Source organism: Sphingomonas sp. SORGH_AS_0879, from assembly GCF_030819175.1.
Taxonomy (GTDB): Bacteria; Pseudomonadota; Alphaproteobacteria; order Sphingomonadales; family Sphingomonadaceae; genus Sphingomonas.
The window spans coordinates 2,149,195-2,175,701 of record NZ_JAUTBJ010000002.1; the positions used below are offsets into that span (position 1 = coordinate 2,149,195).

Annotated in this window: 18 protein-coding genes and 1 pseudogene; 7 read left to right on the forward strand and 12 right to left on the reverse strand. The window is 66.6% G+C overall.

All coding sequences use genetic code 11. The annotated features are described in order from the left end of the window. Positions 1 to 6 precede the first annotated feature (6 nt). On the reverse strand, positions 7 to 1,041 hold the full coding sequence (locus tag QE379_RS10830; protein WP_307000393.1) for an aldo/keto reductase: 1,035 nt from the start codon (positions 1,039 to 1,041) through the stop codon (positions 7 to 9). Positions 1,042 to 1,133: 92 nt separating this feature from the next. Between QE379_RS10830 and QE379_RS10835 the strand changes: the two genes are divergently transcribed. Then, positions 1,134 to 2,051: a LysR family transcriptional regulator gene (locus QE379_RS10835; RefSeq protein WP_307000396.1), complete on the forward strand. Its 918-nt coding sequence runs from the start codon at positions 1,134 to 1,136 to the stop codon at positions 2,049 to 2,051. On the opposite strand, the gene QE379_RS10840 is transcribed toward QE379_RS10835, so the two are convergent. Further along, the gene (locus QE379_RS10840; RefSeq protein ID WP_307000398.1) at positions 2,031 to 3,443 is read right to left on the reverse strand and encodes a PLP-dependent aminotransferase family protein; all 1,413 of its coding nucleotides are present in this window, start codon (positions 3,441 to 3,443) and stop codon (positions 2,031 to 2,033) included. The genes QE379_RS10835 and QE379_RS10840 overlap by 21 nt on opposite strands. Positions 3,444 to 3,549: 106 nt before the next feature. Between QE379_RS10840 and QE379_RS10845 the strand changes: the two genes are divergently transcribed. Next, positions 3,550 to 4,392 carry a PhzF family phenazine biosynthesis protein gene (locus QE379_RS10845; RefSeq protein ID WP_042490905.1) on the forward strand — a complete coding sequence of 281 codons (843 nt, stop codon included), beginning with the start codon at positions 3,550 to 3,552 and terminating at the stop codon, positions 4,390 to 4,392. Then, a complete protein-coding gene (locus tag QE379_RS10850) occupies positions 4,392 to 4,997 on the forward strand; it encodes a DJ-1/PfpI family protein (protein ID WP_307000400.1) in 606 nt (201 codons plus the stop codon). The genes QE379_RS10845 and QE379_RS10850 overlap by 1 nt, the downstream gene beginning before the upstream one ends. 39 nt (positions 4,998 to 5,036) lie before the next feature. Here the strand turns inward: QE379_RS10850 and QE379_RS10855 are convergent, their stop codons facing one another. Next, entirely contained in the window at positions 5,037 to 6,068 is a 1,032-nt protein-coding gene (locus QE379_RS10855; RefSeq protein WP_307000402.1) for a zinc-binding alcohol dehydrogenase family protein, read from the reverse strand. Positions 6,069 to 6,168: 100 nt separating this feature from the next. On the opposite strand from QE379_RS10855, the gene QE379_RS10860 reads away from it, so the two are divergent. Then, positions 6,169 to 6,516, forward strand: a complete 348-nt coding sequence (locus QE379_RS10860) for a helix-turn-helix domain-containing protein (RefSeq protein WP_294200023.1) — start codon at positions 6,169 to 6,171, stop codon at positions 6,514 to 6,516. Between the two features lie 95 nt (positions 6,517 to 6,611). On the opposite strand, the gene QE379_RS10865 is transcribed toward QE379_RS10860, so the two are convergent. Next, positions 6,612 to 8,423, reverse strand: coding sequence for a DUF885 family protein (locus tag QE379_RS10865; RefSeq protein ID WP_307000405.1), 1,812 nt, complete (start codon positions 8,421 to 8,423; stop codon positions 6,612 to 6,614). Between the two features lie 90 nt (positions 8,424 to 8,513). Beyond that, positions 8,514 to 8,891, reverse strand: coding sequence for a DUF4267 domain-containing protein (locus tag QE379_RS10870; protein WP_307000407.1), 378 nt, complete (start codon positions 8,889 to 8,891; stop codon positions 8,514 to 8,516). 98 nt (positions 8,892 to 8,989) lie between these two features. On the opposite strand from QE379_RS10870, the gene QE379_RS10875 reads away from it, so the two are divergent. Continuing rightward, complete coding sequence (locus QE379_RS10875) at positions 8,990 to 9,910, forward strand: DUF4336 domain-containing protein (protein ID WP_307000409.1); 921 nt, start codon at positions 8,990 to 8,992, stop codon at positions 9,908 to 9,910. 18 nt (positions 9,911 to 9,928) lie between these two features. Here the strand turns inward: QE379_RS10875 and QE379_RS10880 are convergent, their stop codons facing one another. Further along, the gene (locus QE379_RS10880) at positions 9,929 to 11,008 is read right to left on the reverse strand and encodes a DUF5694 domain-containing protein (protein WP_307000411.1); all 1,080 of its coding nucleotides are present in this window, start codon (positions 11,006 to 11,008) and stop codon (positions 9,929 to 9,931) included. A gap of 62 nt (positions 11,009 to 11,070) precedes the next feature. Beyond that, positions 11,071 to 13,497 carry an ABC transporter permease gene (locus QE379_RS10885; RefSeq protein WP_307000414.1) on the reverse strand — a complete coding sequence of 809 codons (2,427 nt, stop codon included), beginning with the start codon at positions 13,495 to 13,497 and terminating at the stop codon, positions 11,071 to 11,073. A gap of 242 nt (positions 13,498 to 13,739) precedes the next feature. Here QE379_RS10885 and QE379_RS10890 point away from each other — a divergent pair, with 242 nt between their 5' ends. Continuing rightward, positions 13,740 to 15,044, forward strand: coding sequence for an IS701 family transposase (locus tag QE379_RS10890; RefSeq protein ID WP_307000416.1), 1,305 nt, complete (start codon positions 13,740 to 13,742; stop codon positions 15,042 to 15,044). A gap of 182 nt (positions 15,045 to 15,226) precedes the next feature. On the opposite strand, the gene QE379_RS10895 is transcribed toward QE379_RS10890, so the two are convergent. Further along, a complete protein-coding gene (locus QE379_RS10895; RefSeq protein ID WP_307000419.1) occupies positions 15,227 to 18,226 on the reverse strand; it encodes a TonB-dependent siderophore receptor in 3,000 nt (999 codons plus the stop codon). Positions 18,227 to 18,548: 322 nt separating this feature from the next. On the opposite strand from QE379_RS10895, the gene QE379_RS10900 reads away from it, so the two are divergent. Further along, on the forward strand, positions 18,549 to 19,061 hold the full coding sequence (locus tag QE379_RS10900) for a cupin domain-containing protein (protein ID WP_307000421.1): 513 nt from the start codon (positions 18,549 to 18,551) through the stop codon (positions 19,059 to 19,061). A gap of 9 nt (positions 19,062 to 19,070) precedes the next feature. On the opposite strand, the gene QE379_RS10905 is transcribed toward QE379_RS10900, so the two are convergent. The 4 genes and pseudogenes from QE379_RS10905 to QE379_RS10920 all read right to left on the reverse strand — a co-directional run bounded on the left by QE379_RS10905 (position 19,071) and on the right by QE379_RS10920 (position 26,385). Beyond that, positions 19,071 to 19,658 carry an FKBP-type peptidyl-prolyl cis-trans isomerase gene (locus QE379_RS10905; protein ID WP_307000423.1) on the reverse strand — a complete coding sequence of 196 codons (588 nt, stop codon included), beginning with the start codon at positions 19,656 to 19,658 and terminating at the stop codon, positions 19,071 to 19,073. A 56-nt stretch (positions 19,659 to 19,714) separates the two neighbouring features. Continuing rightward, the gene (locus tag QE379_RS10910; RefSeq protein WP_307000425.1) at positions 19,715 to 20,182 is read right to left on the reverse strand and encodes a YaiI/YqxD family protein; all 468 of its coding nucleotides are present in this window, start codon (positions 20,180 to 20,182) and stop codon (positions 19,715 to 19,717) included. 69 nt (positions 20,183 to 20,251) lie between these two features. Further along, positions 20,252 to 23,216, reverse strand: a pseudogene (locus tag QE379_RS10915) (TonB-dependent receptor plug domain-containing protein). Positions 23,217 to 23,343: 127 nt separating this feature from the next. After that, the gene (locus tag QE379_RS10920) at positions 23,344 to 26,385 is read right to left on the reverse strand and encodes a glycosyl hydrolase family 28-related protein (RefSeq protein WP_307003172.1); all 3,042 of its coding nucleotides are present in this window, start codon (positions 26,383 to 26,385) and stop codon (positions 23,344 to 23,346) included. Between the last annotated feature and the right edge of the window lie 122 nt (positions 26,386 to 26,507).

Below are 26,507 nucleotides of genomic sequence, written 5' to 3' on the forward strand. Positions count from 1 at the left end.
GCTCCCTCAAACCATCGGCGGCGCTAGGCGGGCGAAGCCCTCCTGTTGCCGGTATGGGGTATGTGGATAGGGCGGCAGCACGTCGCTTGCCGCGTCGAGCGCGGCCACCTGCTTGGGCGACAGCGCCCAGCCGACCGCGCCGAGATTGTCGCGCAGCTGCGCCTCGTCCCGCGCACCGATGATGACCGACGATACGGTCGGACGTCGCAGCAGCCAGTTGATCGCGACCTGCGGCACCGTTTTGCCCACCTCGGCCGCCACCGCTTCCAGCGCATCGACGACGCGGTACAGATGCTCTTCCTCGACCGGCGGCGCGAACTGTGCGGTTTCGTGGAGGCGGCTGCCTGCCGGGATCGGCCGTCCCCGCCCGATCTTGCCGGTCAGCCGGCCCCAGCCGAGCGGGCTCCAGACTAGCGCACCGACACCCTGGTCCGCCGCTAGCGGCATGAGATCCCATTCATACGCACGGCCGATCAACGAGTAATAGACCTGATGCGCGACGAGACGCGGCCAGCCATGGCGATCGGCTAAGCCTTGTGCCTTCATGATCTGCCAGCCGGGATAGTTGGAGACGCCGGCATAACGCACCTTGCCGTCGGCGATCAGCCGGTCGAGCGTGCTCATCACCTCCTCGGTGGGCGTTGACGCGTCGAAGGCGTGAAGCTGGAGCAGGTCGATCCGGTCCGTACCGAGCCGCCGCAATGCCGCCTCGGCCGCGCCGATCAGCCGTGCCCGAGACGCGCCCCAGTCCTGCGGGCCGTCACCCATCGGTAAGCCGGTCTTGGTCGAAATGAGGACGGCGTCGCGACGTCCCTTGATCGCTTCGCCCAGCACCTGTTCCGACGCGCCATCCGAATAGACGTCGGCAGTGTCGAACAGCGTCACGCCGGCGTCGAGGCAGATATCGACCAGCCGCCGCGCCTCGGCGGCGTCGCTTGTGCCCCAGGCGCTGAACAGCGGGCCCTTGCCGCCGAACGTCCCCGCGCCGAACGACAGGGCCGGAACGCGCAGGCCGGACGATCCCAATTGCCGATATTCCATGACACCTCCTTTGCGAATGTCATTCGTCAGGCGCATAGATGGACGGTGAAGCAGCGCCGCGGAACCGCCCGCGGGTGCAAAGGATCTATGCTTTGGACGCAAAGATAACCGGCAACGACGATCGCGCCCGGTCGCTCGCCTTGTTCGCGAGCGTGGTGGAGGAAGGCAGCTTCTCCGCCGCCGGTCGCACGCTCGGGCTGACGCCGTCGGCGGTGGCGCGGGCGATCGACCGGATTGAGGCGCGGCTCGGCGTGCGACTGCTGCTCCGCTCCACCCGCGCGCTGACGCTCACCGCCGAGGGACAAGCCTATCTGCTCGCAGCCCGCCGCATTCTCGCCGATCTCGATGATGCCGAGCAGCAGATCGCCGACCAGGGCGCGCCGCGCGGACGGCTTCGGATCAGTGCGGCGCTGGCGCACGGCCGGTTGTGCGTCGTGCCGCTGCTCGGCGACTTCGCGCGCGCCTATCCGCATATCCTGATCGACGTGGCGCTGACCGACACGCTGGTCGATGTGGCCGGCGGGCAGGCCGATGTCGCCGTCCGGTTCGGCCCGCTCGCGGACAGCGGGCTCACCGCGCGCAAATTGTCCGAAGGCGGACGGGTGATTGTCGCCTCACCGGACTATCTCGCCCGGGCAGGTACGCCCCGGGTCCCAGAGGATCTGCACGCTCATAACTGCCTCAACTTCAACTTCCGCCGCGCCGAGCCGACTTGGCCGTTCCGCCGCGACGGCCGGGATTTCGCGCTGTCCGTTGAAGGCGGCATCGTCGCCAACAATGGCGAGACGCTGGGTCATCTCGCCGCTGCCGGGGTTGGCATCACCCGGGTCGGCCGCTTCAGCGTCGCGGCTGAGATCGCGGACGGGCGGCTCGTGCCGCTGCTCGAGGACTATAATCCGGGCGATGTCGAGCTGATCCACGCGGTCTTCGTCGGTGGCTCGGCCACGCCTGCACGGGTGCGGGTGTTCGTCGACTTTCTGGTCGAGCGCTTAGCCAGCCGGTTCGAGTAGCGGGCGCGACACGGTCTTTTCCAGAAAGGCGTACAGCCGGTCATCGCCGCTCATCGCGACGTTGAAGCGCATGTGATCGCGCCACCCGCCGCTGGTGCTGAACACCGGGCCCGGCGCCAGGACGATCCCTGCATCGATCGCCCGCCGGGCAAGCTCGACGGCATCGACGCCGTCCGGCAGTCGCGCCCACAGGAAGATGCCCGCCGCCGGGTCGGTCCATGGCTCGATTCCGATGGCCCGCAGGCGTTTCGCTACACGGGCTGTCGCTCGGGCCAGCCGGGTACGAACGCCGTCAACGTGACGCCGGTAACTCCCATCGGTCAGCACCGCGTGCAGCAGGTTGGCGGCGAGCGGACTGCCCGCCATCGACGTCGCGATGCGTAGGTCGGCCAACCCTTCGATCCAGTCGGGTCGGGCCGCGATATGGCCGCAGCGCACCGCCGCCGACAGCGATTTGGAGAAGCTGCCTATACGGATCGTCCGGTCGAGCCCGTCGAACGCCGCCAGCCGTGGCGACGGCGTGTGCTCGAAGTCGGCGAAGATATCGTCCTCGACAACGACCATGTCATGCGCCTCGGCGATCTTGAGCAGTCGGTGCGCGGTGGCGGCCGCGAGCGACGCTCCGGTCGGGTTATGGACGCCTGAGTTGGTCAGGTAGAAGCGCGGCCGATGCGTCGCGGCGGCCTCGGTGAAGGCGGTGACGTCCGGCCCGGTCGGCGTCATCGGTACGCCCACCACCGTTGCCCGGTGCGCCCGCAACAACGCCAGAAAGTTGAAATAGCACGGGTCGTCAACCAGCACGGTATCGCCCGGCTGAAGCAGGAAGCGGCACACCAGATCGAGCGCATGGGTGCCGCTGTCGGTCAGCAGGATCTGGTCGGGGCCGGCTTCGATCCCCTGATCCGCCATCCGCCTCGCCAACAACGCCCGGAGCGGGGGCGAGCCCAAGGGGGATGCATAGCCCGCCAGCGTGCCGTTCTCGTCGGATCGCGCTGCCCGGCGCATCGCCTTGCGCAGCGCGTCGCCCGCCAGCCAGTCATCGGGCAGCCAGCCGCATCCCGGCATCATTTCGTGCCGTCGTTCGCCGAGCGACTGACGCAGCATCCAGAGCGGGTCGACCTCGCGCTCCTTCGTGCTGACCAGCCGATCCAATGCCAGCGGGGCCAAGGGCGCGGCGACATAAAAGCCCGATCCCGGTCGCGACCGGATCACCCCCTCAGCGGCGAGGCGATCATAGGCCTCGACCACCGTCGAGCGCGCGACGCCGCTCGTCTCGGCCATGGCGCGGATCGACGGCAGCCGGGCGCCCGGCGTCAGCGTGCGGGCGTCGATCCGGTCACGGATCGCACGGACCACCATGCCGGTGCGGGTTTCGTCGGGCGCGCTCGCCATCGTACTGCCAATCCCACCAATACAGTTCGGCATGATCGTACCGATGTGTATCTGTCGGCGCCAGTCGCTCCGCGATAGGACCAGCCATCATCAACAGGAGATGACCGTGACCCGCCCCTTTCGCCTCGTCGACGTATTCGGCACCGATCCGCTGACCGGCAATCCCTTGGCCGTTATCGCCGATGCCGATGGCCTGACGACGGACGAGATGCAGGCGATCGCAAGCTGGTTGAACTTTTCGGAGACGACCTTCCTGCTGCCGCCGACCGATCCATCGGCCGACTATCGCGTGCGGATCTTCACCATGGCGCACGAACTGCCGTTCGCCGGGCACCCGACCTTGGGCAGCGCGCATGCGTGGGCGGAAGCGGGCGGGCAGCCGAAGCAGGACGGCGTGATCGTGCAGGAATGCGGCGTGGGACTGGTGACGATCCGGCGCGATGGCGATCAGCTTGCTTTTGCCGCCCCACCGCTGCTGCGCGGCGGCACGCCAACCAAGGCGGAGATCGCACAGGTCGCCGATCTGCTGCGGATCGACCGCGCGGCGATCGTCGATGCTGCCTGGGCCGACAATGGCCCCGGCTGGATCGCGGTCATGCTGGCGTCGGCCGAGGCGGTGCTGGCGGTCGAGCCGGCGCGGTACCACCCCGAGCATATCGACATCGGCATCGTCGGACCACATGCACCCGGCAGCGAGGTCGCGTTCGAACTGCGTGCGCTCTTCACCGACGCGCATGGCGGGCTGATCGAGGACCCGGTGACCGGCAGCCTCAACGCGTCCGTCGGCCAGTGGCTGTTCGCCAGCGGCCGGGCCAGCGGCAGCTATGTCGCTGCACAGGGCACGCGCCTCGGGCGGAGCGGGCGTATCCATGTCTCGCAGGATGAAACCGGCCAGGTTTGGGTCGCCGGTGCGACGCGGACGCTGTTCTCCGGACGGACGCAAGGGTGATGCAGGTCGCGGTCCTGACCTTCGACGGCTTCAACGAACTGGATTCGTTCGTGGCTGCCGCGATCATCAACCGGCTGCGCCCGCATGGCTGGGCCGCGCACATCACGGCGCCGACCGAGACGGTGACGTCGATGAACGGCGTCGTGGTCCATCGCCAACGGCCGCTCGCATTTCTCGAGGAGGCGGATGCGGTGCTGATCGGCAGTGGTGTCCGCACGCGGGAGATCGCCAACGATCCGGCGATGCTCGCCCGGCTTCGCCTTGATCCGGCGCGGCAGTTGATCGCGGCGCAATGTTCGGGAACGCTGTTGTTGGCCAGGCTCGGCCTGATCGGTGATTTGCCCGCGTGCACCGACCTCACCACCAAGCCATGGGTGGTGGAGGCCGGTGTCACGGTCATCGACGCACCGTTCGCCGCTCATGGCAATGTCGCGACGGCGGGCGGTTGTCTTGCCGCGCCCTATCTCGCCGCATGGCTGATCGCGCGCGGAGGCGCGCCCGAACTGGCGCGCGAGGCACTTCGTTACGTTGCACCGGTCGGCGAGAAGGGGCGCTTCGTCGACCATGCCATGGCGATCGTCGCGGGCGATTTGGCGTTCGCCTAACCCGCCCGCGCGCGTAGCTCGTAGGGACCCGCGTCGAGATTACGCCTGCGGGCTGTCCCAGCCTTCCAAGACGATCTTGCCCCTCGTGGTGGCGCTCTCGATGCGGCGGTGCGCCTCGATCAGGTTGGCGGCATTGATCGGCGAGAGCGTGTCGGTCGCCGTAGTGCGAATGCGCCCCTCGTCCACCAGTTCGGCGACCGCGTCCAGCAATCGCCCCTGCTCGTCGACGTCCGGCGTGTCGAAGAGCGACCGGGTGAACATCAATTCCCAATGGACCGACACCGCCTTGCGCTTGAAGGCGACGATGTCGAGGCTGGCGGGATCGTCGATCAGCGCAAAATGCCCCTGCGGCGCGATCAGCTCGGCGATGTCGGCCAGATGGCGATCGGTATGGGTGGTCGAGAAGACGAAGGCGGGCGCGCCGATCTCCAGCGCGGCGATCTGCGGTGCCATCGGCCGGGAATGATCGATGACATGATGTGCGCCGAGGTCGCGCACCCAGCCTTCCGTCTCGGCGCGCGAGGCGGTGGCGATCACGGTCAGGTCGGTGCGGGCCCGCGCGATCTGGATCGCCGCGGAACCGACGCCGCCCGCGCCGCCGATGATCAGGATGGCACGGGCGCCGCCGGCCGGCTGGTTGTCGACCTTCAATCGGTCGAACAGGGTTTCCCACGCCGTGATGGCCGTCAGCGGCAACGCCGCCGCCTCCGCGAAGCCGATGCTGCGGGGGCGATGGCCAACGATCCGCTCGTCGACCAGCTGATATTCCGCATTGCTGCCGTCGCGCATCAGGTCGCCCGCATAGAAGACCTCGTCACCCACCTTGAAGCGGGTGGCCTCCGGGCCGACCGCCCCGACCACGCCCGCCGCATCCCAGCCGAGAATGCGCTCGTCACGTCCGTCGAATGGCGCGGCGCCAGTGCGAACCTTCGCGTCGACGGGGTTCACCGAGACGGCCCGAACTGCGACCAGAATGTCACGCCCGGTCGGAACGGGTCGTGGCAGTTCGACCTCGACAAGGGCTTCGTCCCGGTCAATCGGGCCGGGCTGGCGATAGGCTATGGCGCGCATGGGTCTTGCTCCTTTTACTGACGCACGCGAGATAGGGACGGTGTCAGCTTATGCCGTAGGCACAAAAAACGCTCATAGTGTCAAAAAGGATACCGCCCTGATGGCGAAAGCCCGTCACTCCCGCCTCGATTGTACCCCGGGTTGCGCCGTCGAGGCGGCGGTGAGCCTGATCGACGGCAAGTGGAAGGCGGTGATCCTCTACCATCTACAGGACGGACGCACGCGCTTCAACGAACTGCGCCGCCGCGCTGGTGATGTGACGCCGCGCATGCTGACCAATCAGCTGCGCGAGTTGGAAGCCGATGGCCTGATCGAGCGCGAGGTCTTCGCTCAGGTGCCGCCGCGCGTCGAATACAGCCTGTCCGATCGCGGCCGATCTCTGTCGCCGATCATCGCGGCGCTGAAGGACTGGGGCGACGCGAACATGGATCTCTTTGCACGGCGGTAATCATTCGGCCGATGCGCTGACTGACTTTGCTGACACCGCGTGAACTTCCCCCAACGCGGTGAGCGTCTTGTTCGACCGGGAAGGGCGACCCGATCCTACCCTCGCGTCCCCGCGATATAGCGCGAGACATTGTCGGCCAGGACGTTCAACGGCACATTGCCCCCGTCCACCACGGCCTGGTCGAAATCACGCAGGTCGTAGCGGGGGCCGAGCGCCGCCTTGGCACGGGCGCGTTGGGCCACGATCTCGGCGCGGCCGACCTCATAGCCACAGGCCTGACCCGGCCACGCGCAATAGCGGTCCACCTCGCTCACCGCATTGCTGCGGGGCAGGCCGGTGGCGGCGATGAACTCGGTCAGCGCCTGGTCGCGCGACCAGCCGATGGCGTGGATGCCGGTATCGACGATCAGCCGCACCGCCCGCCAGGCCAGCCCCATCAGATACCCCAACCGCCCGGCCGGATCGTCGGCATACATGCCCAGTTCATCCGCGAGTTGCTCGGCATAGAGCGCCCAGCCCTCCGAATAGGCGTTGAAAGCCAGAATCGAGCGGATGAGCGGCAAGGCCTGCGCATATTCGCCTTGCCAGACATGGCCCGGAATCCCTTCGTGATAGACCAGGTCGGGGATGGTCACACGGTTGTGGATGGTCGGGTCCCCCAGATTGACCCAGACCTTGCCCGGCTCTCGCCCGTCGATCGTGCCGGGTCCGCCATAGGCCGCCGGAGCCCCCGCTTCCTGGGCGAGCGGCATGCGACGGATATCCAGATGCCCGCGCGCCAGGCGGCGGAACGCATCGGGCAGGCGGGGCCGGATCGCGTCGATCCGCGCCTGCATATAGGCGACGATTTGCTTACGCCCCTCGTCATTGTCGGGAAAGCCGATGCCCGGCCGACGCTGATAGGCAATGGCCCGCTCGGCGACGCTGCCCTGGGTCAGGCCTTCCTTGCGCAGGATCGCGTCCATTTGCGCCTGAAGATCGGCCAGGCGCGCGCGACCCATCTGGTGGAGCTCGGTCGGACTGCGGCGGATGGTCGTGCTCGCACGCAAGCCCCAGTCGTACCATTCGGGACCATGGGGGCGGCTGCCCATTCCTGCGGCATCGGTCGCGACCGCGCGCTGGGCGCGCAACTCGGCCAGCTGTCGCTCCAGCGCGGGCAGGATGCCCGAGCGCACGATCCGCATCGCGCGAGCCGTCCAGTCGCCGGGGATCGCCCGTGTCTTGCGCGCCAGAGGCCCCACCAGCGGGCCATCGGCATTCGCCGCCTCGGCGATGGTGCGGGTCATGCCGGTGATCGTCTTGTCGAGCAGGAAGGCGGGCGGAACCAGCCCCTGTTCGCGCGCCTGGCGGATACGCACCGTCTCGCCGTCCAATTGCGCTGCCATGGCGGCCAGGCGGGCGAGATAGGCCTCGGCATCGGCGGCATTGCGCACAGGCTGGTCGCCGTCCAGCATCTGCGGCACGTCGAGCCACGCGCCGACATTCTGGATGACGCCATAGGGCGTGTTGCGCCAGTCGCCGATGGTCGCAACGCCGTAAGGCAGGGCCATGCCGTCAAGCGCGGTCCGGAAGGCGGTTTCGACCACGGCGATGCTGGTCGCGGTGGAGGAGTCCAGCCCCGTACGGGGCAATCGCGCCAGTTCCCTCAGGCTTTGGGTCAGGAAACGCTGGCGTGCGGCCACCCCGGCGGGTGAGCGATCCTCCAATCGCCGCCGGAGATCGGCCTGCGCGCCCTCGTCCACCCCCAGCGACGTCGCCCGCTCCGGGATCAATGGCAGTAGGCCCTGCGCGATCCGGTCGAGCAGCGCGGTGGCATTCGTGGGCGGCACCGCCCCATGCAGGGCGGTCGCGGCGGTCAAGGCGGCGGCGCCGGCCAGGGTGTCGCGGCGCGAAAAAAGCTGGGTCATGCGATAGTGATGACCAGCCGCCCCGCTCGCGTCAAATGCTCGTGACCGCTCAGGCATTCTTCTCCATGCTCGGTGGCCTGTTGTACCCGCTCAGGGCTGACGACGGCTTCCCATGGCGAGCAGCGCGAAGCACAGCAGGCTTGCGCCATGCAGCAGATAATGGACCGGGCGCGCGGTGCCCGACATCATCAACAGCGCGATATCCCCCGCCGGAATGACGATCGTTGCCGTCAGTATGATGGACAGTGCGCGCCACCGCGTCGACAGGGTCAGGCCAAGCAGATACAGTGCCAGCGCCACATCCCGCAGTCCGATGGCCCGGACGAAGGTCGTCGCGGCGACGTCGCGGGTCGGCGCACCGTAGAAGCTAGCGCCCGCTCGCGGCATCGCCAGGAAGAACAGCCCCAGCAGCAGGAACACCAGCGACACCGCGATGGTCGTGATCGCGAACGGACGGAACCTCGTCATCGGCGTCCTTCCATCGGGCGATTACACGCTTCCTAGAAAGAGTCACGGGAACTTCCGTTCCGCGCCTTCGCTGCTGTACCGAGAACAGGAGAAAAGCGATGAGCACAGCCATTCGGGATACCAAGCCCGGCGACCCGTCGCGGTTGCCCGATCCGACGGTCGAGGCCCAGCGTCCGGCGCCGCCGCGCAAGACGTGGCTGATCGGCACGGCGGCGGCGGGCGTGGTCACGGTTGCTCTGTGGCTGGCGCGCGGATCGGCGCGGGGGAAGGGGGCGGTCGTCTATCCCCCGGTGGACATGCTGAAGCCCGTCGCGCCCGATATCTGGATCGTCGACAGCGGCCCGATCAGCGCAATGGGCCTCACGCTGCCGGTGCGGATGACGGTCGTCCGGATGAAGGACGGCGGGCTGTGGCTCCATTCGCCGACCCGCCACACGCCCGCGCTGGAACGGGCGCTGGCGGAGCTGGGACCGGTGCGGCATCTGGTCGCACCGACCGTCGCCCATTGGACGTTCCTGGAGGCGTGGCAACGGGCCTGTCCCGACGCGACCAGTTGGGCGGTACCGGCGCTTCGCGATCGCGGTGCGATCCGGCGATCTGGCGTGCGGATCGACCGCGATCTGCTGGATACGGCTCCGGCGGAATGGGCCGACGCGATCGACCAGGGGATGGTCCGGGGCGGTGCGGGCTTCGAGGAAGCCTGGTTCCTCCACCGGGACAGCCGTACTCTGATACTCGCCGACCTGATCGAGAATCTCGAACCCGCCAAATTGCCGCCCGTCACCGCCGCGATGATGCGCGCGACGCTGGCGACCCGCGCGACGACGGGCGTCCATGTCCGTGCGGCGCTGACCTTGGGCGGGGGAGCTGCGCGGGCAGCGATCCGCCGCATGGTCGCGACCGCGCCGGAGCGGGTGATCTTCGCCCATGGCACCCCGTTCGACAGCGACGGCGCGGCGCGGTTGCGGCAGGCCTTCGACTGGATCGCCCCTGGCGGTGCTGTCCCGGTACCGGGATAGGCACAGGATATCCCTTCGCTATTCGAGCACGAGCGCGGCATCGACGAGCTTCGCGTCGTGCATCTGGTTCAGATAGGCTTCGTAATAGGCCTTGTGAGACGCACCGACGACCGCGAGCAGCCGGGTGCCGGGCTTCCAGCCGAGCACCGCGCGGATGTTGGCGACCATGCGCAGGTTACGGGTTTCCCAATAGGCGACATATTGCCGCCCATAGGCCTGGAGCGAGGGTTCGTTCAGCGCCGCGCCCCAGTCCGATCGATAGGCTTCCGCACCATAGGCGGGCGCGTTGTACGCGCGGTACAGGTCGAGCAGCCCGTCGGGACGACCAAGCCCCGCACTCAGCGCATTTCCCTGCGCGATCCGGGCCTTGGTCGCGGGATTGTCCCACGCGGCGGTCAAGGCCGCGCCATAGGCCTTGTCATCCACCGGAGCGCCCGAGGAGGACTGGTCGTCGACGCCCCAGACCCGCTCCAGCCCCAGGCGCGCGGCGAGCGCCGCGACGATCAGGCTGTCCTCGCTCTTCCTGGCCGTGTTCTTGTCCAGGTTGGCGGCTAGGTCGGCGGTGAGACCATCGGCGGCGCGGCGTTCCGTTGCGGGCAGGCGGAGCCATTGGACCAGCGCCGATGTCGGTTCTCCGGCAGCCAGAAAGAGCAACGCGAGGCGACGACGCTCGGCGGGGGAGGGCGAGGCGGGCCAGTTCGCCAGCCGCCGCTCGACCTCCGCATTGGCGGCAGGCACGCCCAGCCCGGCGGCGTTTCCGGCGGCGGTTGGGTCGTAGCAATAGCTCTCGACCGACGATGCCTGGCGCTCGCCTTGAGCGCGCAAGCTGAAGCACAGCAGCCCCGACATATTCTCATTGGCGATCGCCGTCGGTTTCCAGCGGGCGAGGCGGGTGAGCAGCGGCTCGACCATCTCCGGGCCGATATTGCCGGGCAGTTGAGACAGATGCGGCGTGCCGAGAACCAGCACCTCGTTCGGGCGGCCCGCGATCGGTCCTTTCAGCATGTCCGGATGAAAGGACGGGCGATACTCCTGCCCCGATGCGGGCGACAGGGCGGCGGTCAGGCAGAGGGCGGCGCCCAGGAGGGATGTGTGCATCGGTTTCGCTTTCGTTCGTTCGTTCGTGGAGGGAGGTTGGCGGACGGTCGTTCTGGGGCACTCTAGTCGTGGCGCAGGGCCCAGGCGGGGGCCGCGCGGCTGGCACGCAGGGCCTGGCCGAGCACGGTCAGGACCGCGATGACGAGCGCCAGCACGGACGCGCCGACGAAGAAGACGGGCGACAGCGCGATACGGTCGTCGAACCCGGCCAGCCATGTCCGCATCGCGACGAATGCCAGCGTCCAGGCGATCAGGTTCGCCAGCAGCACGGGGCGGAGGAACTGGCCGACGAGCAGCCTGACGATATCGGCCGAAGACGCGCCCAGCGTCTTGCGGATGCCGATCTCCTTCACCCGCCGCTGCGTGTTGAAGGACGCGAGCCCCCATAGGCCCACGCAGCCGATCAGCACGGCCAGGCCCGCCCCGATGCCGAACAGCCGCGTGGCGCGATCATCCTCATCATAGAAGGTCTGGAGCAACTGGTCGCCGGTATCCGCCCTGAACGGGGCTTCCGGTGCCACCCGGACCCAGGCGGCACGGACGGCGTCGCGCACCGTGCGCGGATCGCCGGTAAAGCGCATGGTCGCGACCGGATAGGGCACGATGCCGTGAGTATAGGTGTAATAGACCGGCGTGGTGGGCAGGCGGGGCGAGAAGAAGCGCAGGTCGTCGAGCACGCCGACGATGGTCATCGCGCGGGGCTGCACCACCGTCTTGCCGATCGCCTCCTGTGGCGATGCGAAGCCGAGCGCGGTGACGGCTTTGCGGGAAATGACGATGTTGCTCGCCTCGCCCTTTTGCGCGTTACGCGTGTCGTCCATCCGGTGCGCGTCGTCCAGCAATCGGCCCGCCACGGGCTTCGTGCCGAACAGGCGAAAGAAGTCCGATCCGACATGGATATGCCGGACGGCGGGCCCCGGTCCGGGCCGCCCCGCCAAAAGCAGATTATCCGCATTGTTGTTTCCGACATCGCCAAGACCGGTATCGGAGGTCGTCACCATCGAAACGCCGAGCGCGCGGCGGAAGGCGGCGATCAGGGCGGGGTGCTTGGCCGGATCGACATAGCCCAGCCACGGCGCAACCAACAGGCCTTCGCGCTGGAAACCCAGATCGGCGGCGCGGACATGCCGGGTCTGCGCGACAAGCACCCCCGCACCGATCAGGAACGCGATCACCAGGGCGAACTGCCCCATGACGAGCATTTCCCGCACCCGCGTCCCCGTGCGGCCGCCGCCCGGTGAACGCGCCGAGGCAAGGACCGCCGCCGCCGGAAAGCGCGACAGGAGCAGCGCCGGGTAGAAACCCGCCGGAACACCGACACCGATGGCAAGCAGCACGAGCACCGGTATGACCTGCGCATAGGGCATGCTCAACGACAGCGCACCCGCCGCATTGACCAGCGGCAGGCCAAGCTCCGCGAGCATCAGCCCCAGCATGCCTGCCACCCCGGCGGCCAGTATCGCTTCTCCTAGGAACTGGCGGACCAGCGTGGCCCGGTCGGCGCCCAGGACCTTGCGCATCGCCACCTCGCGCGCCCGCAGTCCGGCACGGGCACTCGCCAGATTGACGTAATTGACGATCGCGATCAGCAGCGTCAGCACGCCGACCAAACCCAGCGTGACGATGGTCAGCTTGCGGCTGGCGCTTTCCTGTCCAGAGGGCTGGAGATGCGCCTCGGTCAGGGGCAGCAACGGCAGGCCGATCCGCGTCGCTACGTCGTCGCCCAGGTCGCGCCGCCCATGCCGGGCCACGAAGCCGGGCATCTTCTCTTCAAACGCCTTGGCGGCTGCTTCATCGGGAAAGCGGAGATAGGTCCTGAGCGAGGTGCTGCCCCAATGGTTCCACCAGTCGCCCAGGTCGCTGGTCGGCAATCTGGCGAGGATCGAGAATTTGAAATCGGTCGTCTTGGGCAGATCCTCGAAAACGCCGGTCACACGGTGTGGCGCGGTCTTGTCGAGTGCGAGGGTCAGGGTCTGGCCGATCGGATCGGCCTCGCCGAAATATTTCCTGGCGGCCGAGCGGCTGAGGATCACGCTCGCGGGATCGGCGAGCGCGGTGGCCTTGTTGCCCGCTACCCAGGGCAGGTCGAACACCTGGAGGAAGCTGGCGTCGACCTGGCCGATATCGTCGAAGGTGGCGATCCCGCCCCGGACCACGCTGCCCCCGTCCTTACCGTCCATATTGGTGCCGCCCATGAAGCGGGTGCCGACCAGACCGGGCAGGTCCTGCCGCAGTTCGTCCAGAAGCCCGCCCATCGTACTGGGATAGCGACCGGCGAAGGGCCCGTCCGCGCGCTTCCAGTCGGTCTGGACGAGGTAGATTTCACCATGATGCGGGAGCCATGTCTCGAAGCTCGTCTCGAACCGGACATAGAGGGCGAGGACGAAGAACACCGCGATCCCGACCGCGAGGCCGCCGATGTTGAGCGCGGCATAAAGCTTGTGGCGCGTCAGCGAGCGATAGAGCGAGATGAGGGCGAAGCGGTTCATCGGCCTGCTCCTGAAACCACGCATGGGACGAAGGCGCCAGCTTCGGCGAGAGGGCGTGGGCCCGCATGGATGGATTGTCGTGTCATCGCGACGATCGTCGCTGTCCAGCGCCGAAAAGCCTAACCTGCGATGACGAAAGGGGTTTTGTGCTGACCGCCTAGCACTACTTTGGCAGAGTAGGGGAACTGGTGGAATCGTCGTTGATTCCGGTGGCATGAAGATGCTGACCGGGACGATGCGTGATGGTTGCGAGGGATAGCTGGCGGCAAGATCTGGAGACGTGGCTGGCGCCGTTTCTCGCCGAGCTGACGCACCCGGCGCAGCGGCGGATGTGTCCGACCTACATCGCCGGCCTGATCGGCCCGGGCGACCGCAAGAGCATCCAGCCGCTGGCGGCGCGAACGGAGGATGCCGGCTACGACCAGCTGCACCATTTCATCGCCAGCGGGACATGGGACGCAGCGCCGCTCGAGCGCCGGCTGCTGGCGGAGGCGGACCTGCTGGTCGGCGATGCGAAGGGCTTTCTCGTCATCGATGACACCGCGCTGCCGAAGAAGGGACGCGCCTCGGTCGGCGTGGCGCCGCAATATGCGTCGTCGCAGGGCAAGACCGCGAACTGCCAGTCGCTGGTGTCAGTGACGCTGGCATCGCGCGAGGTGCCGGTGATGGTGGGGCTGCGCCTGTTCCTGCCGGAGAACTGGACGAGCGATCCGGCACGTATGAAGCGTGCACGGGTGCCGGCCGGACGACAGGCCGCGATGAGCAAGCCCGAGATCGCCATCGCCGAGATCGACCGGGTGATGGCCGCGGGCGTTCGGTTCGGATGCGTGCTGGCCGATGCGGGATACGGCTCGGGAACGGCGTTCCGCCAGGCGCTGAGCGAGCGGGGATTGTCATGGGCGGTGGGCCTGTCATCCCGGCAGACCGTCTATGCACCCGATGTTGAACTGACCTTTCCGCAGGCTCAAGGCGGACGTCCGCGCAAATATCATATTCCTGACCGGGCGCCGGTATCGGTGGCCGACATGCTTGCCGACGAGCCGTGGCGCAAGGTCGCCTGGCGCCGCGGCACGAAGGGGCGGCTCACCTGCCTGTTCGCTGCCCGACGCGTCCGGATCGCCGAGGGCCATCGGCACCGCATGGCTGACAACCGTGTCCAGGCCATGCCCGGTGAGGAAGTCTGGCTGGTTGGCGAACGACGGTCGAGCGGCGAGCGCAAATACTACGTATCCAATCTCCCGCCCGATACGCCGCTGCGGCAGCTTGCCGCTGCCATCAAGGCGCGGTGGGTCTGCGAACAGGCCCACCAGCAGCTCAAGGAGGAACTGGGGCTCGACCATTTCGAAGGGCGATCATGGCCGGGGTTGCATCGACATGCCTTGATGACGATGCTCGCCTACGCCTTCCTGCAATCCCGCCGCCTCAAAGCTGCGGGACGGAAAAAAAAGAGTCGGAGGACCGCCCCCGCAACCAACCCTGCCTGCCATCCGGCAGGCGATCCTCGACTGGCTGGCACGACCACCGTCAATGCACTGCCCGCACTGTAATAAGCAGCTGATAACCGCCGACAAACCTACTCTGCCAAAGTAGTGCTAGGTCGGGCAGGACCGGGTGGAACAATCTGTCCGAAATCGGACAGCGGTACGCTGCGTCAAGCTAGGTCGAGCGCTCGCGCAAAACCGTCGCTCGGGCCCCGTCGTCTGTGATGGGGCCCGGGCGACAGGCAGTCTTACATCTTCACGCGGGCACCGACGAACATGAAGCGGCCAACCGCCGTCGTCGGTTGGATGGTCTGGCCATAGTCGGGCAGCTGATCGAACAGATTGCTGACACCGCCATAGAATTGGAAGTGGTCGGTCGCATCGACGCTGGCATAGATATTATGCTGCCAGCGCGGCTTGATGTAGTAATATTCCGCCGCCACGAAGTCCGGGTTGCTGCCCGAGGTCTCGCGGGTATAGCGCAGCGTCTTGTCGAACCATTGCAGGCCATAGTTCAGGGTCAGCAAACCCTTGGTCCAGGACAGGTTCGACGTCACCTGATATTTCGGCGCGACCGATGCGATCGTCCCACGATAATTGGTCGCGGGCGCCCCCGGCACGCCGATGAACAGCAGCTTGTCGAGATAGTTGCCGTTCACCTGGAGGTTGAACAGACCCAGATTGGTGGTCGGCAGGCGCCAGTTCAGGTTGAAGTCGAGACCGGCGGTCTGGAACGACGCGACGTTCTGCGGCCCCACGCTGAAACCGATGACGTTGCCCGCCTGCACGACGCCGCTGCCGGGACCGTTCTGACGGGTGATGGCCCCGCAGAACTGGTTGTCGAGCGTCGGGGAGTCGACGCACAGCTGCGCCAACTGGATCGGCGAGACGGTGTTGATCGCGTTCTTCAAACGGATGTCATACCAGTCGGCCGACAGCGTCAGGCCCGGGATGAAACGCGGCGACAGGACGACGCCGGCGGTCCAGGTATTGGCCTCCTCCTGACGCAGCAGCGGGTTGCCGCCCGCCGTTCCCGACACGTTGATCGAGCGGTTGTCGTTATAGGTCGCCGGGTCCGCCCCCAGGCCCTGCAGCAGCGTGCGGCAGTTGGCGGCACGATATTGGGTGCCGTTGCCGGTGTTCGCCGGGATGCAGGGGTCTTCGTTGAAGAAGGCGAAGGTCTGCGACCGGCCACCGAACAGTTCGCCGATATTGGGCGCGCGGATCGCGACCGAATAGGTCCCGCGGAAGGTGATGTCGCGGATCGGCGCATACATGCCGTCGACCTTCCACGTCGTGGTGCGGCCGATCGTCGAATAATCCGACACGCGGATGGCGGCACCCAGTTCCAGGTCATGCGCGAAGCGCATGTTCTTGGCGATCGGCGCGTTCAGCTCGGCAAAGACTTCCTTCACGTCGAACGATCCGCGCGTCGGGCTGAGCGCGTTGGTGAAGGTCAGGCCCTGCTGCTCGAGGGGGTCGGGCGTGAAGCGGCTGATCTCCTTGCGATATTCGGCGCCGAACGCATAAGCGAGCGGACCGCCGGGAAGCTCGAAGAACTTCGCGAAATCGCCGCTGACCGACGCGGAGACGACATGCTGCTCGACGCTGGAGCGGTCGGTGGTCGGCGCCAGGATGAACGCGATCCCGGCGGGGTCGGACTGCCCTTCGCCCAGGATATTGATCGGGCGGCACTGACCCGGCTGGAACGTCGTGCGCGGCAGGACGGTCCGCCCGCTCGAATAAGGCTGGTTCGGAGCCCAGTTGGGATCGAGGTTGGCGCGGCAGGTGATCTGCCCCGTCGTCGGATCGCGCACCGCGTCGATCGCGGCGAAGAAGCGGTCCGAATAGATGTCGTTGGTGTACTGGCTGCGCACGTCGGTGCGCCCGAAGACATAGGACACTTCGTAATGCGTCTTGTCTTCCAGATCGCCGCGCAGGCCGATGACCGTGCGATAGGTGTCGCGCTTGATGCTCTCGCCGCGCTGGCCGTTGCCGTTCACGCCGAGGTCGAAATTGTCGCGGCTGACCAGTGCGCCGCCGATCTGGGGATCGATCGCCGCCCGGATGTTGGCGGGCAGATAGGGATTATCGCCTTCGACCAGGATATTATAGTCGAAGGTCGGCTGGGCCAGCGAAAACGACTTGGTCGTCGCATATTTGGCTTCGCCGAACAGGGTGACGGTATCGCTGATGTCATAATGACCCAGGAAGTTGGCGATATGCCGCTCGATCCGGGGCTGTAGATCGTTCAGATACCGCGAGACGGGCGTGCTGGAGCCGCCCACCGCATAGCCGCCGGGATAGGCGGTGCCGTTGTCATAGACCGCGCCGGTGCCCGTGAAATCGGGCACGCCGTCGCCATCCACATCCACCGCGCCGTCGGGCGAGCTGCCATAATAGCGAGCGTCGGTGATCGGAATGCGCGCGGGCACGGTGCCGTTGGGGTTGCGCGTGAACACCGGATAGACCGACTGACCGAATTGCGGGCGCTGCTTGGCCTGAAGCCGATCGTCGATCGAATATTGATAAGCCAGTGCGACGTTGCCGCGCCCATCGGAGAAGTTGCGGCCGCCGGTCACCGCGATCAGGCGTTGGCCCGCATCGCCACGGTCCGAGATGCCGGCCTGTCCGCGAACGGTCAGCCCTTCGAAATTCTGCCTCAGTCGGAAATTGACCACGCCCGATACACCGTCCGCACCATAAATGGCCGAGGCGCCGCCGGTCAGGATGTCGACGCCTTCGATCAGGTCGGTCGGGATGGTGTTGATGTCGACCGACTGCTCGCCCGGAATGCCGGAGACGTGCCGCCGTCCATCGACCAGGGTCAGCGTCCGCTGGCGGCCGAGATTGCGCAGGTCGAGCGTGTTCAGGCCGGTCTCGCCGATGCCCGCACGATCACCCGAATTGTTGGCCGAGCCGCCCGAGCCGACCAGCGCGGGATAGGCGCGCAGGAAGTCGGTGACGTTCGTCGTACCCTGCGCTTCGAACGTCTTGGCGTCGAGCGTGACGATGGGGCTGGGGGTGGAGAAATCCTGGCGGCGAATGCGTGAGCCGGTGACGACCACGTCGCCGGTCTGGCCCGCATTGCTGCTGTCCTCGACCGTGCCGGGATTGGGGTTCTGGCCCGGCAGATTGGCGTCGGTCTGCGACGTGGCGGGTGTCGTTTCCTGTGCCTGGGCGGCGCTGGAAAGGCTGGCGACCGCGACGGCCATCGCGGCCACCCCATGGGCGAATGCGATCCGCATGATTTAACTCCCTGTAACATGTGGTTTATTGTTTAACCAAAACGCCCATGGAGCCGCGGTGACAACAGCATCATTAACCAAAATCGAAAATGGCCGTAAGCCGTGACATTTCCACAACAATTTATGACCGGTACGTCACCCGGACCGATGGGAAATCGATGGATCGTCACCTCGCGGCCATCGATGAGCCGTCCGGCATCTCCATTCCTGTGAAGGCAAGTATCCAACCTCATGAAATGAATGGATTTGTCACGGCTTTCCGGGGATATTGACGAAACCGGCAAAGCAAGACGCGCGTGGATCATCAGGGGAGGAAGCCGCCATGCGAAGGACCGTCGATCGAACCGCCATGGTTGCCGCTTCGCTGTTGCTGGCGACGGCCTTCCCGCTGACGCCCGTGCTGGCGCAAAGCGCGCCGAACGCCGCCGATCCCACCGGCTTTGCGAGTGGGCAGGAGATACGCGCGCAGGTCGCGGCGATGCGTGCCGAGATGAAGCCCGATCAAGGTTTTATGTGGCGCCCCCTGGTCGGAGACGGACCGCGCGTCGCGGCCATCGAGATCTGGAAGAAGCCGGGCCGTCCCGCCGTTCATCCGACCGAGGCGGAATATGCGATGGTGCTGGAGGGGGCGGGGACGATCGTTTCCGGTGGAACGCTGGTCGCACCGGAAACGCGTCAGAAGGGACTTGTCGAGGGGACGGAGATCAAGGGCGGCACGACGCGGACATTGGGACCGGGCGACGTGCTGCTCGTCCCGGCGGGCGTACCGCACTGGTTCGGGATCACGGGCGACCGATTGGTGCTGCTGGGTATGAAGCTGCCCGCAAACCCGTGATTTGCGCGCTCAGGGTTGCGACGGAGCGGGTTTGGCGGGTGCGCTCGTCTGTGCCCGGCGCATTTCGTCGATCTCGGCGGCGGTCTTGAAGTCGAGCAGTTCGACCTGGAACACGAGGTCGGAATTGGCCGGGATCGGGCCAGAGGCCTGCGCGCCATAGCCCAGCGCCGCGGGAATGCAGAGACGCAGGATGCCACCGCGCCCGATCATCTGGAGCCCCTGCGAAAAGCCGGGAATGACCTCGCCGACCGGCATGGGCGATTGCATGGACTGGTCGAAGACCGTCCCCGTCGCAGCCAGATAGCCGATATAGTTGACCAGCACGGTCGCATCGGCGGACGGCTTCGGCCCCTCGGCGGCACGCAGCACCGTATAGCCCAGGCCAGCCGGCGTGCGCGCGGCGCATTGCCGCTGGGCCGCCGGAATGACGGGGTTGAGAGGCAGGGGGATGATTCCGCCATTCGCCGCCACCGACTGGCTCGGGGCGGCGGGGACCGCCTTGTTCGTCTGCGCCGCCGCATGGACGGGCGCCGCCGCCAGCAAGGGGAAGGACAGGGTGGCGAGGAGATGGCCCAGGGCCCGCGATGAAAGCGTCATGCCCGACGCCGTAATCGGCCTTGCGGCGGCAGATCAAGGGGTGCCGCCCTTCGGCTCTATCGCGCCGTCTTTCGCATGAGTTGCATCAAGGCGGCGTCGAGCGCCGACAGGAAACGGGAGCGGTCCTCCTTGCCGAAGGGCGGCGGCCCGCCGATGCGGTCTCCCCCGGCCCGCAAGTCGCTCATGATCGCGCGGACGGCGACCGCATTGCCGATCGAACTGGTGGTGAACGGCTTGCCGTTCGGCGCGATCACCGCCGCGCCGGCCTTCAGACAGCGATCCGCAAGCAAAATGTCCGCCGTGACGACCACCGCCGCCCCGTCCGCCCGTTCGGCGATCCAGTCATCGGCGGCGTCGAAACCGTCGCCGACCACGATGCGGCTGATCAGCGGGTGCTGCGGAATGCGCAGATGCGCGTTGCTGACCACCGTGACCGGCACGGATAGCCGATAAGCGACGCGATAGATTTCCTCCTTTACCGGGCAGGCGTCGGCGTCGACCAGGATATGGGGGCGGTTCTGCACGGCGGGCCCTTGCCATGACCGAGTGTCGGACGGCAAGCACCCCCCTGCGGAACCCTTTGGCGGCCGCCGTCAGAATTTGGCGCGCACGCCGATCCGGTAGAAGCGACCCAGCGTGTCGTAGAGCGCCGGATTGACGTCCAGCCCGGTATTGGTCTGGGGCGAAGGTTCGGGGTCGTGGTCGAGCAGATTGTCGACCTTGAAGAACATGCTGACCGCGGGCGTGACGTTCAGCGACCCGCCGATATCGAGATAGAAGGCCCCCTTCATGAAGTTGCGGTCGATGGTCGGGTTGTTGCCGGTCGATACCGGGCAATTGGTCGAGCAGACGACATATTGGTTGCCGATCACGCCGTCGCTGAACCAGCGCTCCTGGATCAGCAGGCTGAATTTCTCGGTGTCGTAGCTCTGGATCGCCAGCCATTTCCAGTCGGGCGTCGCACCCGAATTGGCGCCCGCGCTGTCCACAGGGATCGTGCCGGGCAGGCCGGGATCGGTGACGAACTTGATGACGTGCGTGGCGAGCGCGCGCAGCGTCAGGTTGCCGTTCAGCCCCAGCGGATTGCGCCACTGATAACTGCCCTCGATATCGAAGCCGCTGGTCTTGATCGAGGCGAGGTTGAACGCCTGGACGTTGACGAAAATTGGGCCCCGCCGTGTTCTGGAGATTGAAGGCGCCGCACGTCTCGGTATTGCCCTGGAAGCACAGGTTGACGATCTGCGCCGCCGACAGGCTGGACACGACGTCGTTCACCTTGATCGTGTAATAGTCGAACGACAGGCTGAGCCCCGGCAGCCAGCTGGGCCGGGACAGGACGACGCCCGCCTCGGTGCTGCGTGCGATTTCGGGGCGGAGATTGGGATTGCCCAGGGTGTTCTGGATGATCAGCACCTGGGTATTGCGAAACGGATCGGTAAAGTTGGGGACCGTCGTCGTGGTCGGCGCGGCGAACAGTTCCGACAGGTTGGGAGCACGAACGTCGCGCGAGGTGACGGCGCGAAGGCGGAACCCGTCGAGCGGCGTGTCCCAGGTGCCGCCGAGTTTCCAGGCATAGACCGCGCCCGAGGTCGAATAATGCGTCGCACGCCCCGCCGCGTTCAGATTGGCGCGGCCCAGCACCTCCGAATTCACGATCGGCAGGTTCAGTTCCAGGAAGCTCTCATACACATCATATTTGCCCGAGCCGTTCTTGTAATTGCCGGCATACCAGTTGCTGCCCACCGCCGAATTGAGCGAGGGGTCGGCAGGATAGAGGGGGGAATTGGGGCTTATATCGGAGACGCCCGCGCCATAAGGGTCGGCGTTCACGCGATACGCCTCGCGCCGATATTCGATGCCGGTCGCGATCGACAGCGGCCCGGCCCACAGGTCGATCAGGTTGCCCGAGATCGTGCCCGCCGCCACGTCCTGGGTCTGGCGGGTATGCTGGAACGGCCCATTGGCGGGGACGATATAGGCGAGTGCCGTGGCGGAGGGCACCGCGCCGCCGAAGATGTTGATCGGCTGGCATCCGCTGGCCCGCGCGGCGGCGTCGGCGCAGACGATCTGGCCGTTGATCGTGGTGGCGTTGATCGCCTGGTTATAGCGGCCGGTCAGGCTGATATTGTCGACATCGATGTCGGTGACGTTGATCCCGTGCTCGTAATAGACATCGTAGTTCCAGGTGCCGCCGAACACCTCGGCCTTGCCCTTCAGCCCGCCGACGAAGCGGTACTGGCGCCGGTCGGTATTGACCTTGATGTTGGGCAGGATCGCATTGCTGAGGCCATAGCCGAACTGGGTGATGCCGTTCGCCGCGCACTGCTGCTGGATGGATGCGGGCAGATAGGGGTTGGCGCACTGGATCGTAAGCCCGGTCTTGGCCGCACCGGGATTGGGCTGGTTGCTGGTCTTCACCTGCGCGATGTTGGCGGTGACGTAGAGTTCGGCATCGGGCGCGATGTCATAGCCGATCCGGGTATAGCCGTTGATCCGCTCCAGCGCGGATTGCAGCGAGGTGCCCGATCCGACATGCCCCGACTGGTCGCCGCCGACACAGAAGCCGACATAGCATCCGACGACATTGCCCGCCGCGTTCTTCGCGGGCACGCCGTTCGAGCCATATTGGAAGGGGAAGGGGTTGCCATTGGCATCGAACGCGGTGCCCTGAAGCGGTCCGGAACTGATCAGGCCATATTTGGTGTATTGATAGGCTTGGCCATGGTCGCGGTAGAGGAATTGCGGCGTGCTGCCGTTGCGGATGCCGGTATCGACCAGGGTGGTGGCGCGATACCAGTCGCGACTTCCGGCCAGGTCCTCGCCAAAATTGCCGGGCCCGACACCCTGATCCTTGGCATATTCGCCGCTGAGGATCAGGTGCAGCCTGTCCCCGGCCAGCGACTTGCCGAACGCCGCCTGGGCCAGCACCTGACCATCGTCGCCATAGGTGGTGACGCCGGATTGCAAATTGCCCTTGAAGCCGGTGAAGCGCGTATCGGTGATGAAGTTGATGACGCCGCCCACCGCGTCCGATCCCCAGGAGGCTGAGGCGCCGCCGGTGACGACGTCGACCCGCTTGATCAGCAGTTGCGGAAACTGGCTGATATCGGGAACGCCGGTGACGTTCGCGCCGACCACCCGCTGCCCGTCGAGCAATGTCAGGGTGCGGATCGTGCCCAGCCCGCGCAGCGAGAAGGAACTGAGGCCCTGCTGGCCGCTCGACGTGCTGAACGTGCCGGTGGTCGCGCCGGTCGACCCCTGGAGCGAAGGCAATTGCGCGACGGTGTTGAAGATATTGGGCTGGGCGTTTTGCTGGATCTGCTCCTCGCCGATCACCGTGGTCGGGGTGGGGGCGTTATAGCCGTTCGCGATGATGCGCGTGCCGGTGACGATGATGTCCTTGGCGCTGGTCGTCTCTTCCTGCGGCTCGGGAGTGGCAGCGGGTGCCTGTTGCATGGGTGCGGCCCAGGCGGGCGTCGCGACCAGCGCCAGCGCAAGCGCCGCGAGGCTGGTAGCGTTACCGGATTTCGTCGTGACGCCAAGGCGCCGCTTGCCCATTTTCATCGATCCATCCCCTCATCGCGATCGGACCGCCCCCGTTCGACGGCGCGGTCCTTTCTTATCCCCCATCTTATCGCGGCGGCCGGGGCGGAGCATATACGACCATGGTCGGTATGGTGATCGCTCAGGGATGCGCGGCGTAGAGCGCGTGATGGGTCAGGATGAATAAGGTCCGCCCGTCCGCGCCGCCGAACAGCAATTGAAGAGGGCGGTCGGGCACGTCGATCCGCCCCTGCTCCCGCCCGTCCGCGCCATAGACGAAGATCTGGGCGTTCGCGACATAGACGCGGCCGTCCGGCCCTGTCGCGACACTCTCCCCACCACGATTGGCGAAGGGTTTCAGGTCGGTGACGGTGCCGCCAACGCCCAGCAGACCGGTATATGTCCGATCTTCCGATCCGTTGGCGATCGCGATCCGACTGCCGGGCTTTCCGACGATGAAGCCATAGGTGTCGAGCGTATCGGAAAAGCGCCAGCCGCGATGGTCCGCCGGCCCCTGTTGCCACACCCGGAACGCGGGCAGGGCAATACTGCCATCGGGGGCGACATAGGATGTCGGTTTGGCGGCGGCGATGTCACGCGCGAACATCTCGGCCAGCGTCGTGAAGCGGTCGGTGGCGGGGTCATATTGATCCCGGAACTCGCCATTGTTCCACAGGCTGGCGGGCATGGCGATCCGGGCTCCGGGCGGCGTCGCGGTGGTTGGCGACAGCGGTGCGATGGTGGCGGGCGCCTTCGGATCGATGCTGTAGACGGTCGCTGCCGCACCCGCCGAGGACAGCACCATCAGCTTGCCCGATCCATCGACCGCCAGGTTGACCGGATCGAGCGGAGCCTCCGATACGATCGACAACCCTTCCGCCTCGCTCCAGCCATGGATGCGGTGGAAATAGCGGTCGACGAAATAGAGCTTGCCGCTCGTATCCGTTGCACCGCCGCCCAGCGAATAGAAGCCATCGGCCAGACGGCGGACCGTCGTCAACGACGGGGAGGGGGCGGGCAGGGGCGCGGGAGTGACGTCCAGCGTCGCGAATTCGCGCTCGCGGACCTCGGCCCCCCGCGTGATGTCGCGGATCGCATTCCCATAGGGATATTTGCTGGCCCGCAAATAGGTGCCGCAGGCATCCGCCTGGCAGGTCGCAAAGCCGCTCTCGGCATTCACATGGACGTTGCGGAAACGGATCTCGTTCTCGCCATAAAGCGCGACCGCCGCCCGTGCAGGCTGGAGCGAGCGGGTGACGCGATAGGCGTGGAGGTTCGCGAACAGCACATCGTGCGAATTGCGTATCTCGAAGGCGACGGCATCGCGGCTCTCGCCCGCCTCCTCCTCGGTCTGCGGTGCCAGGAACTCCCAATGCGCGACGCGGTCCAGCACGATCTCGGCACGACGGTGATGCTCGGCGGAGAGTTGATAGACATGGCCCGGCGTTTCGGTGTCCGACACCGTCATGCCCGCCGAGGCATAGGTGTCGGGCGTCCACAGCCCGTTGAACGTACCGCCGCCGCCATCGGTCACCCACAGGCTGGGATAATGGCCGTCCCAGCGCTGCATCGGGTCGGGATCGCCGGTGTGATCGGCGTTATACGGATCGAAGCGGCTGCCATCGGCACGGAAGGTGCCGTGGCCGCCCTGGAACTTCACGTCATCGACCAGCGAGCGTTCGCCCGCGCGCCAGAGCAGCGCCGTCGCACGGGGATTGCGTCCGCCCGGCGCCAGCCCCAGGCCGGAGACGATCGCATCGCCGCCACGAGCGCTCTCGATCACTCCCTTGGCGCTGCCGACCCCGCGAAAGGCGGGACTGTCGTCGGTCAGGACGATCTGGGTCAGGCTGGGGTGCAGGCCGATCAGGACGCTGTCGGGGCGCAGGCGCAGCGTGTCGCTGACCCGGTAGAAACCGGCGGGGAAGTAGAGGACTGCATGGCTGTCGATTGCCGTTTGCAACGCGGCGGTGTCGTCGGTCGCGTCATCGCCCTTCACCCCAAGAGCGCGGACATTGGTCCAGTCCTCGACCGGCGGCAGCGACCGTATCGCGCGCGCGGCGACCCTGGGCGTGGACGACAAGGGTGTCGCATCGACCTTCGTCTCGTACCGCCCGGTCTGGCCTAGCGAAGGCACCGCCATGCCGTGGGTGAAGCGGCTTACCTGATAGCGGCGCGACGGACCTGCGACGTCGCGGCCGCTCTCGCGGAAACGGGCGAAGACGGGCGTGTCGATCGCGGTCGCCCCCTCGAACCCGATCTGGGTATAGGCATTGTCCTCGTTGCTGATGATGACGCCCGCGCGGCGAACCCGCTCGAACCGGACATGCTTGCCCCATAGCCAGTCGCCATAGCCCCGGTCGATCTCGATCCCGACGGGCGTGTCGCGGATCACCGTATTGACCAGCGTCAGCCCCGCCTCATGCTCGCGGATGGCGGCGTCACGCTGTCCGTCGAAGCTGGAATCAAGCAGCGTATAGGACCAGGCGGGCGAGGGCTTCTCGGTAAGGATACCATATCGTCCGCCATGGAAATGCAGGTCCTGCCCGAGATTGCCGACCTGATAGATGCCCGCCAGCGCATCGCCCAATCGAAAGTCGATATGCGCCAGATAGCTATGCTGCGCGGTGTGGAAACGGACTGCCGTAGCCGCCGGGTTGCCCGCGCCGATCTCGAAATCGACATTGGCCATGGCGGAATAGAAGGTGCCCGAATTGGCGTCGGCGATGGTCGGGTCGAAGGGCACGCTGGTCGGCGGCGGCACGGGAACGCGGGGGGCGTCCTTGCCCGCTTGCGGTGGCAGAGTGCCGGTAAAGAAGACCATGCTCCCGACTCCCTGCTGGAAACCCGGCGTTCGGGGGGCGAGCACGAAAACAGGGCGCGTCCTGCCCACGCCGAACAGCCGGACGCCGGGCCGCATATAGAGGGTGCGGCTCAGGCGATAACGGCCCGACGGCAGGAAGACGATGCCGCCGCCGCCCTGGCCCGCGACACGGTCGATCGCCTGCTGGATCGCCGCGCCATCGTCGCTTCGCCCATCACCCTTCGCCTGGACGGTCACCGCACGGGGATCGTCCGGCGCACGGGTGAAGACGGAGACACGGTCCGCCGCCAGCGCGGGCAATGCCGCGCTCCCGACCAACAGCAGCGAGACGGCAAGGCGAAGGCGGCGCGGCATGGCGGTCATCCTCTTGGACAGGAACGGATCGGGGACAGGGGAATTGCGATAGGCAAGTGCGCGATCGGGCGCGATTGCGACAAAGGTCGTAATGGCGTTTCGGCCGACCACGTCGGATAGCGGTGATCGGA

Bases quoted from the DNA above. Each gene is read 5' to 3' on its own strand.
- QE379_RS10830 (WP_307000393.1), bottom strand. From the start codon at position 1,041: ATGGAATATCGGCAATTGGGATCGTCCGGCCTGCGCGTTCCGGCCCTG.
- QE379_RS10840 (WP_307000398.1), bottom strand. From the start codon at position 3,443: ATGGCGAGCGCGCCCGACGAAACCCGCACCGGCATGGTGGTCCGTGCG.
- QE379_RS10850 (WP_307000400.1), top strand. From the start codon at position 4,392: ATGCAGGTCGCGGTCCTGACCTTCGACGGCTTCAACGAACTGGATTCG.
- QE379_RS10855 (WP_307000402.1), bottom strand. From the start codon at position 6,068: ATGCGCGCCATAGCCTATCGCCAGCCCGGCCCGATTGACCGGGACGAA.
- QE379_RS10860 (WP_294200023.1), top strand. From the start codon at position 6,169: ATGGCGAAAGCCCGTCACTCCCGCCTCGATTGTACCCCGGGTTGCGCC.
- QE379_RS10865 (WP_307000405.1), bottom strand. From the start codon at position 8,423: ATGACCCAGCTTTTTTCGCGCCGCGACACCCTGGCCGGCGCCGCCGCC.
- QE379_RS10870 (WP_307000407.1), bottom strand. From the start codon at position 8,891: ATGACGAGGTTCCGTCCGTTCGCGATCACGACCATCGCGGTGTCGCTG.
- QE379_RS10875 (WP_307000409.1), top strand. From the start codon at position 8,990: ATGAGCACAGCCATTCGGGATACCAAGCCCGGCGACCCGTCGCGGTTG.
- QE379_RS10880 (WP_307000411.1), bottom strand. From the start codon at position 11,008: ATGCACACATCCCTCCTGGGCGCCGCCCTCTGCCTGACCGCCGCCCTG.
- QE379_RS10885 (WP_307000414.1), bottom strand. From the start codon at position 13,497: ATGAACCGCTTCGCCCTCATCTCGCTCTATCGCTCGCTGACGCGCCAC.
- QE379_RS10890 (WP_307000416.1), top strand. From the start codon at position 13,740: ATGGTTGCGAGGGATAGCTGGCGGCAAGATCTGGAGACGTGGCTGGCG.
- QE379_RS10895 (WP_307000419.1), bottom strand. From the start codon at position 18,226: ATGCGGATCGCATTCGCCCATGGGGTGGCCGCGATGGCCGTCGCGGTC.
- QE379_RS10900 (WP_307000421.1), top strand. From the start codon at position 18,549: ATGCGAAGGACCGTCGATCGAACCGCCATGGTTGCCGCTTCGCTGTTG.
- QE379_RS10905 (WP_307000423.1), bottom strand. From the start codon at position 19,658: ATGACGCTTTCATCGCGGGCCCTGGGCCATCTCCTCGCCACCCTGTCC.
- QE379_RS10920 (WP_307003172.1), bottom strand. From the start codon at position 26,385: ATGACCGCCATGCCGCGCCGCCTTCGCCTTGCCGTCTCGCTGCTGTTG.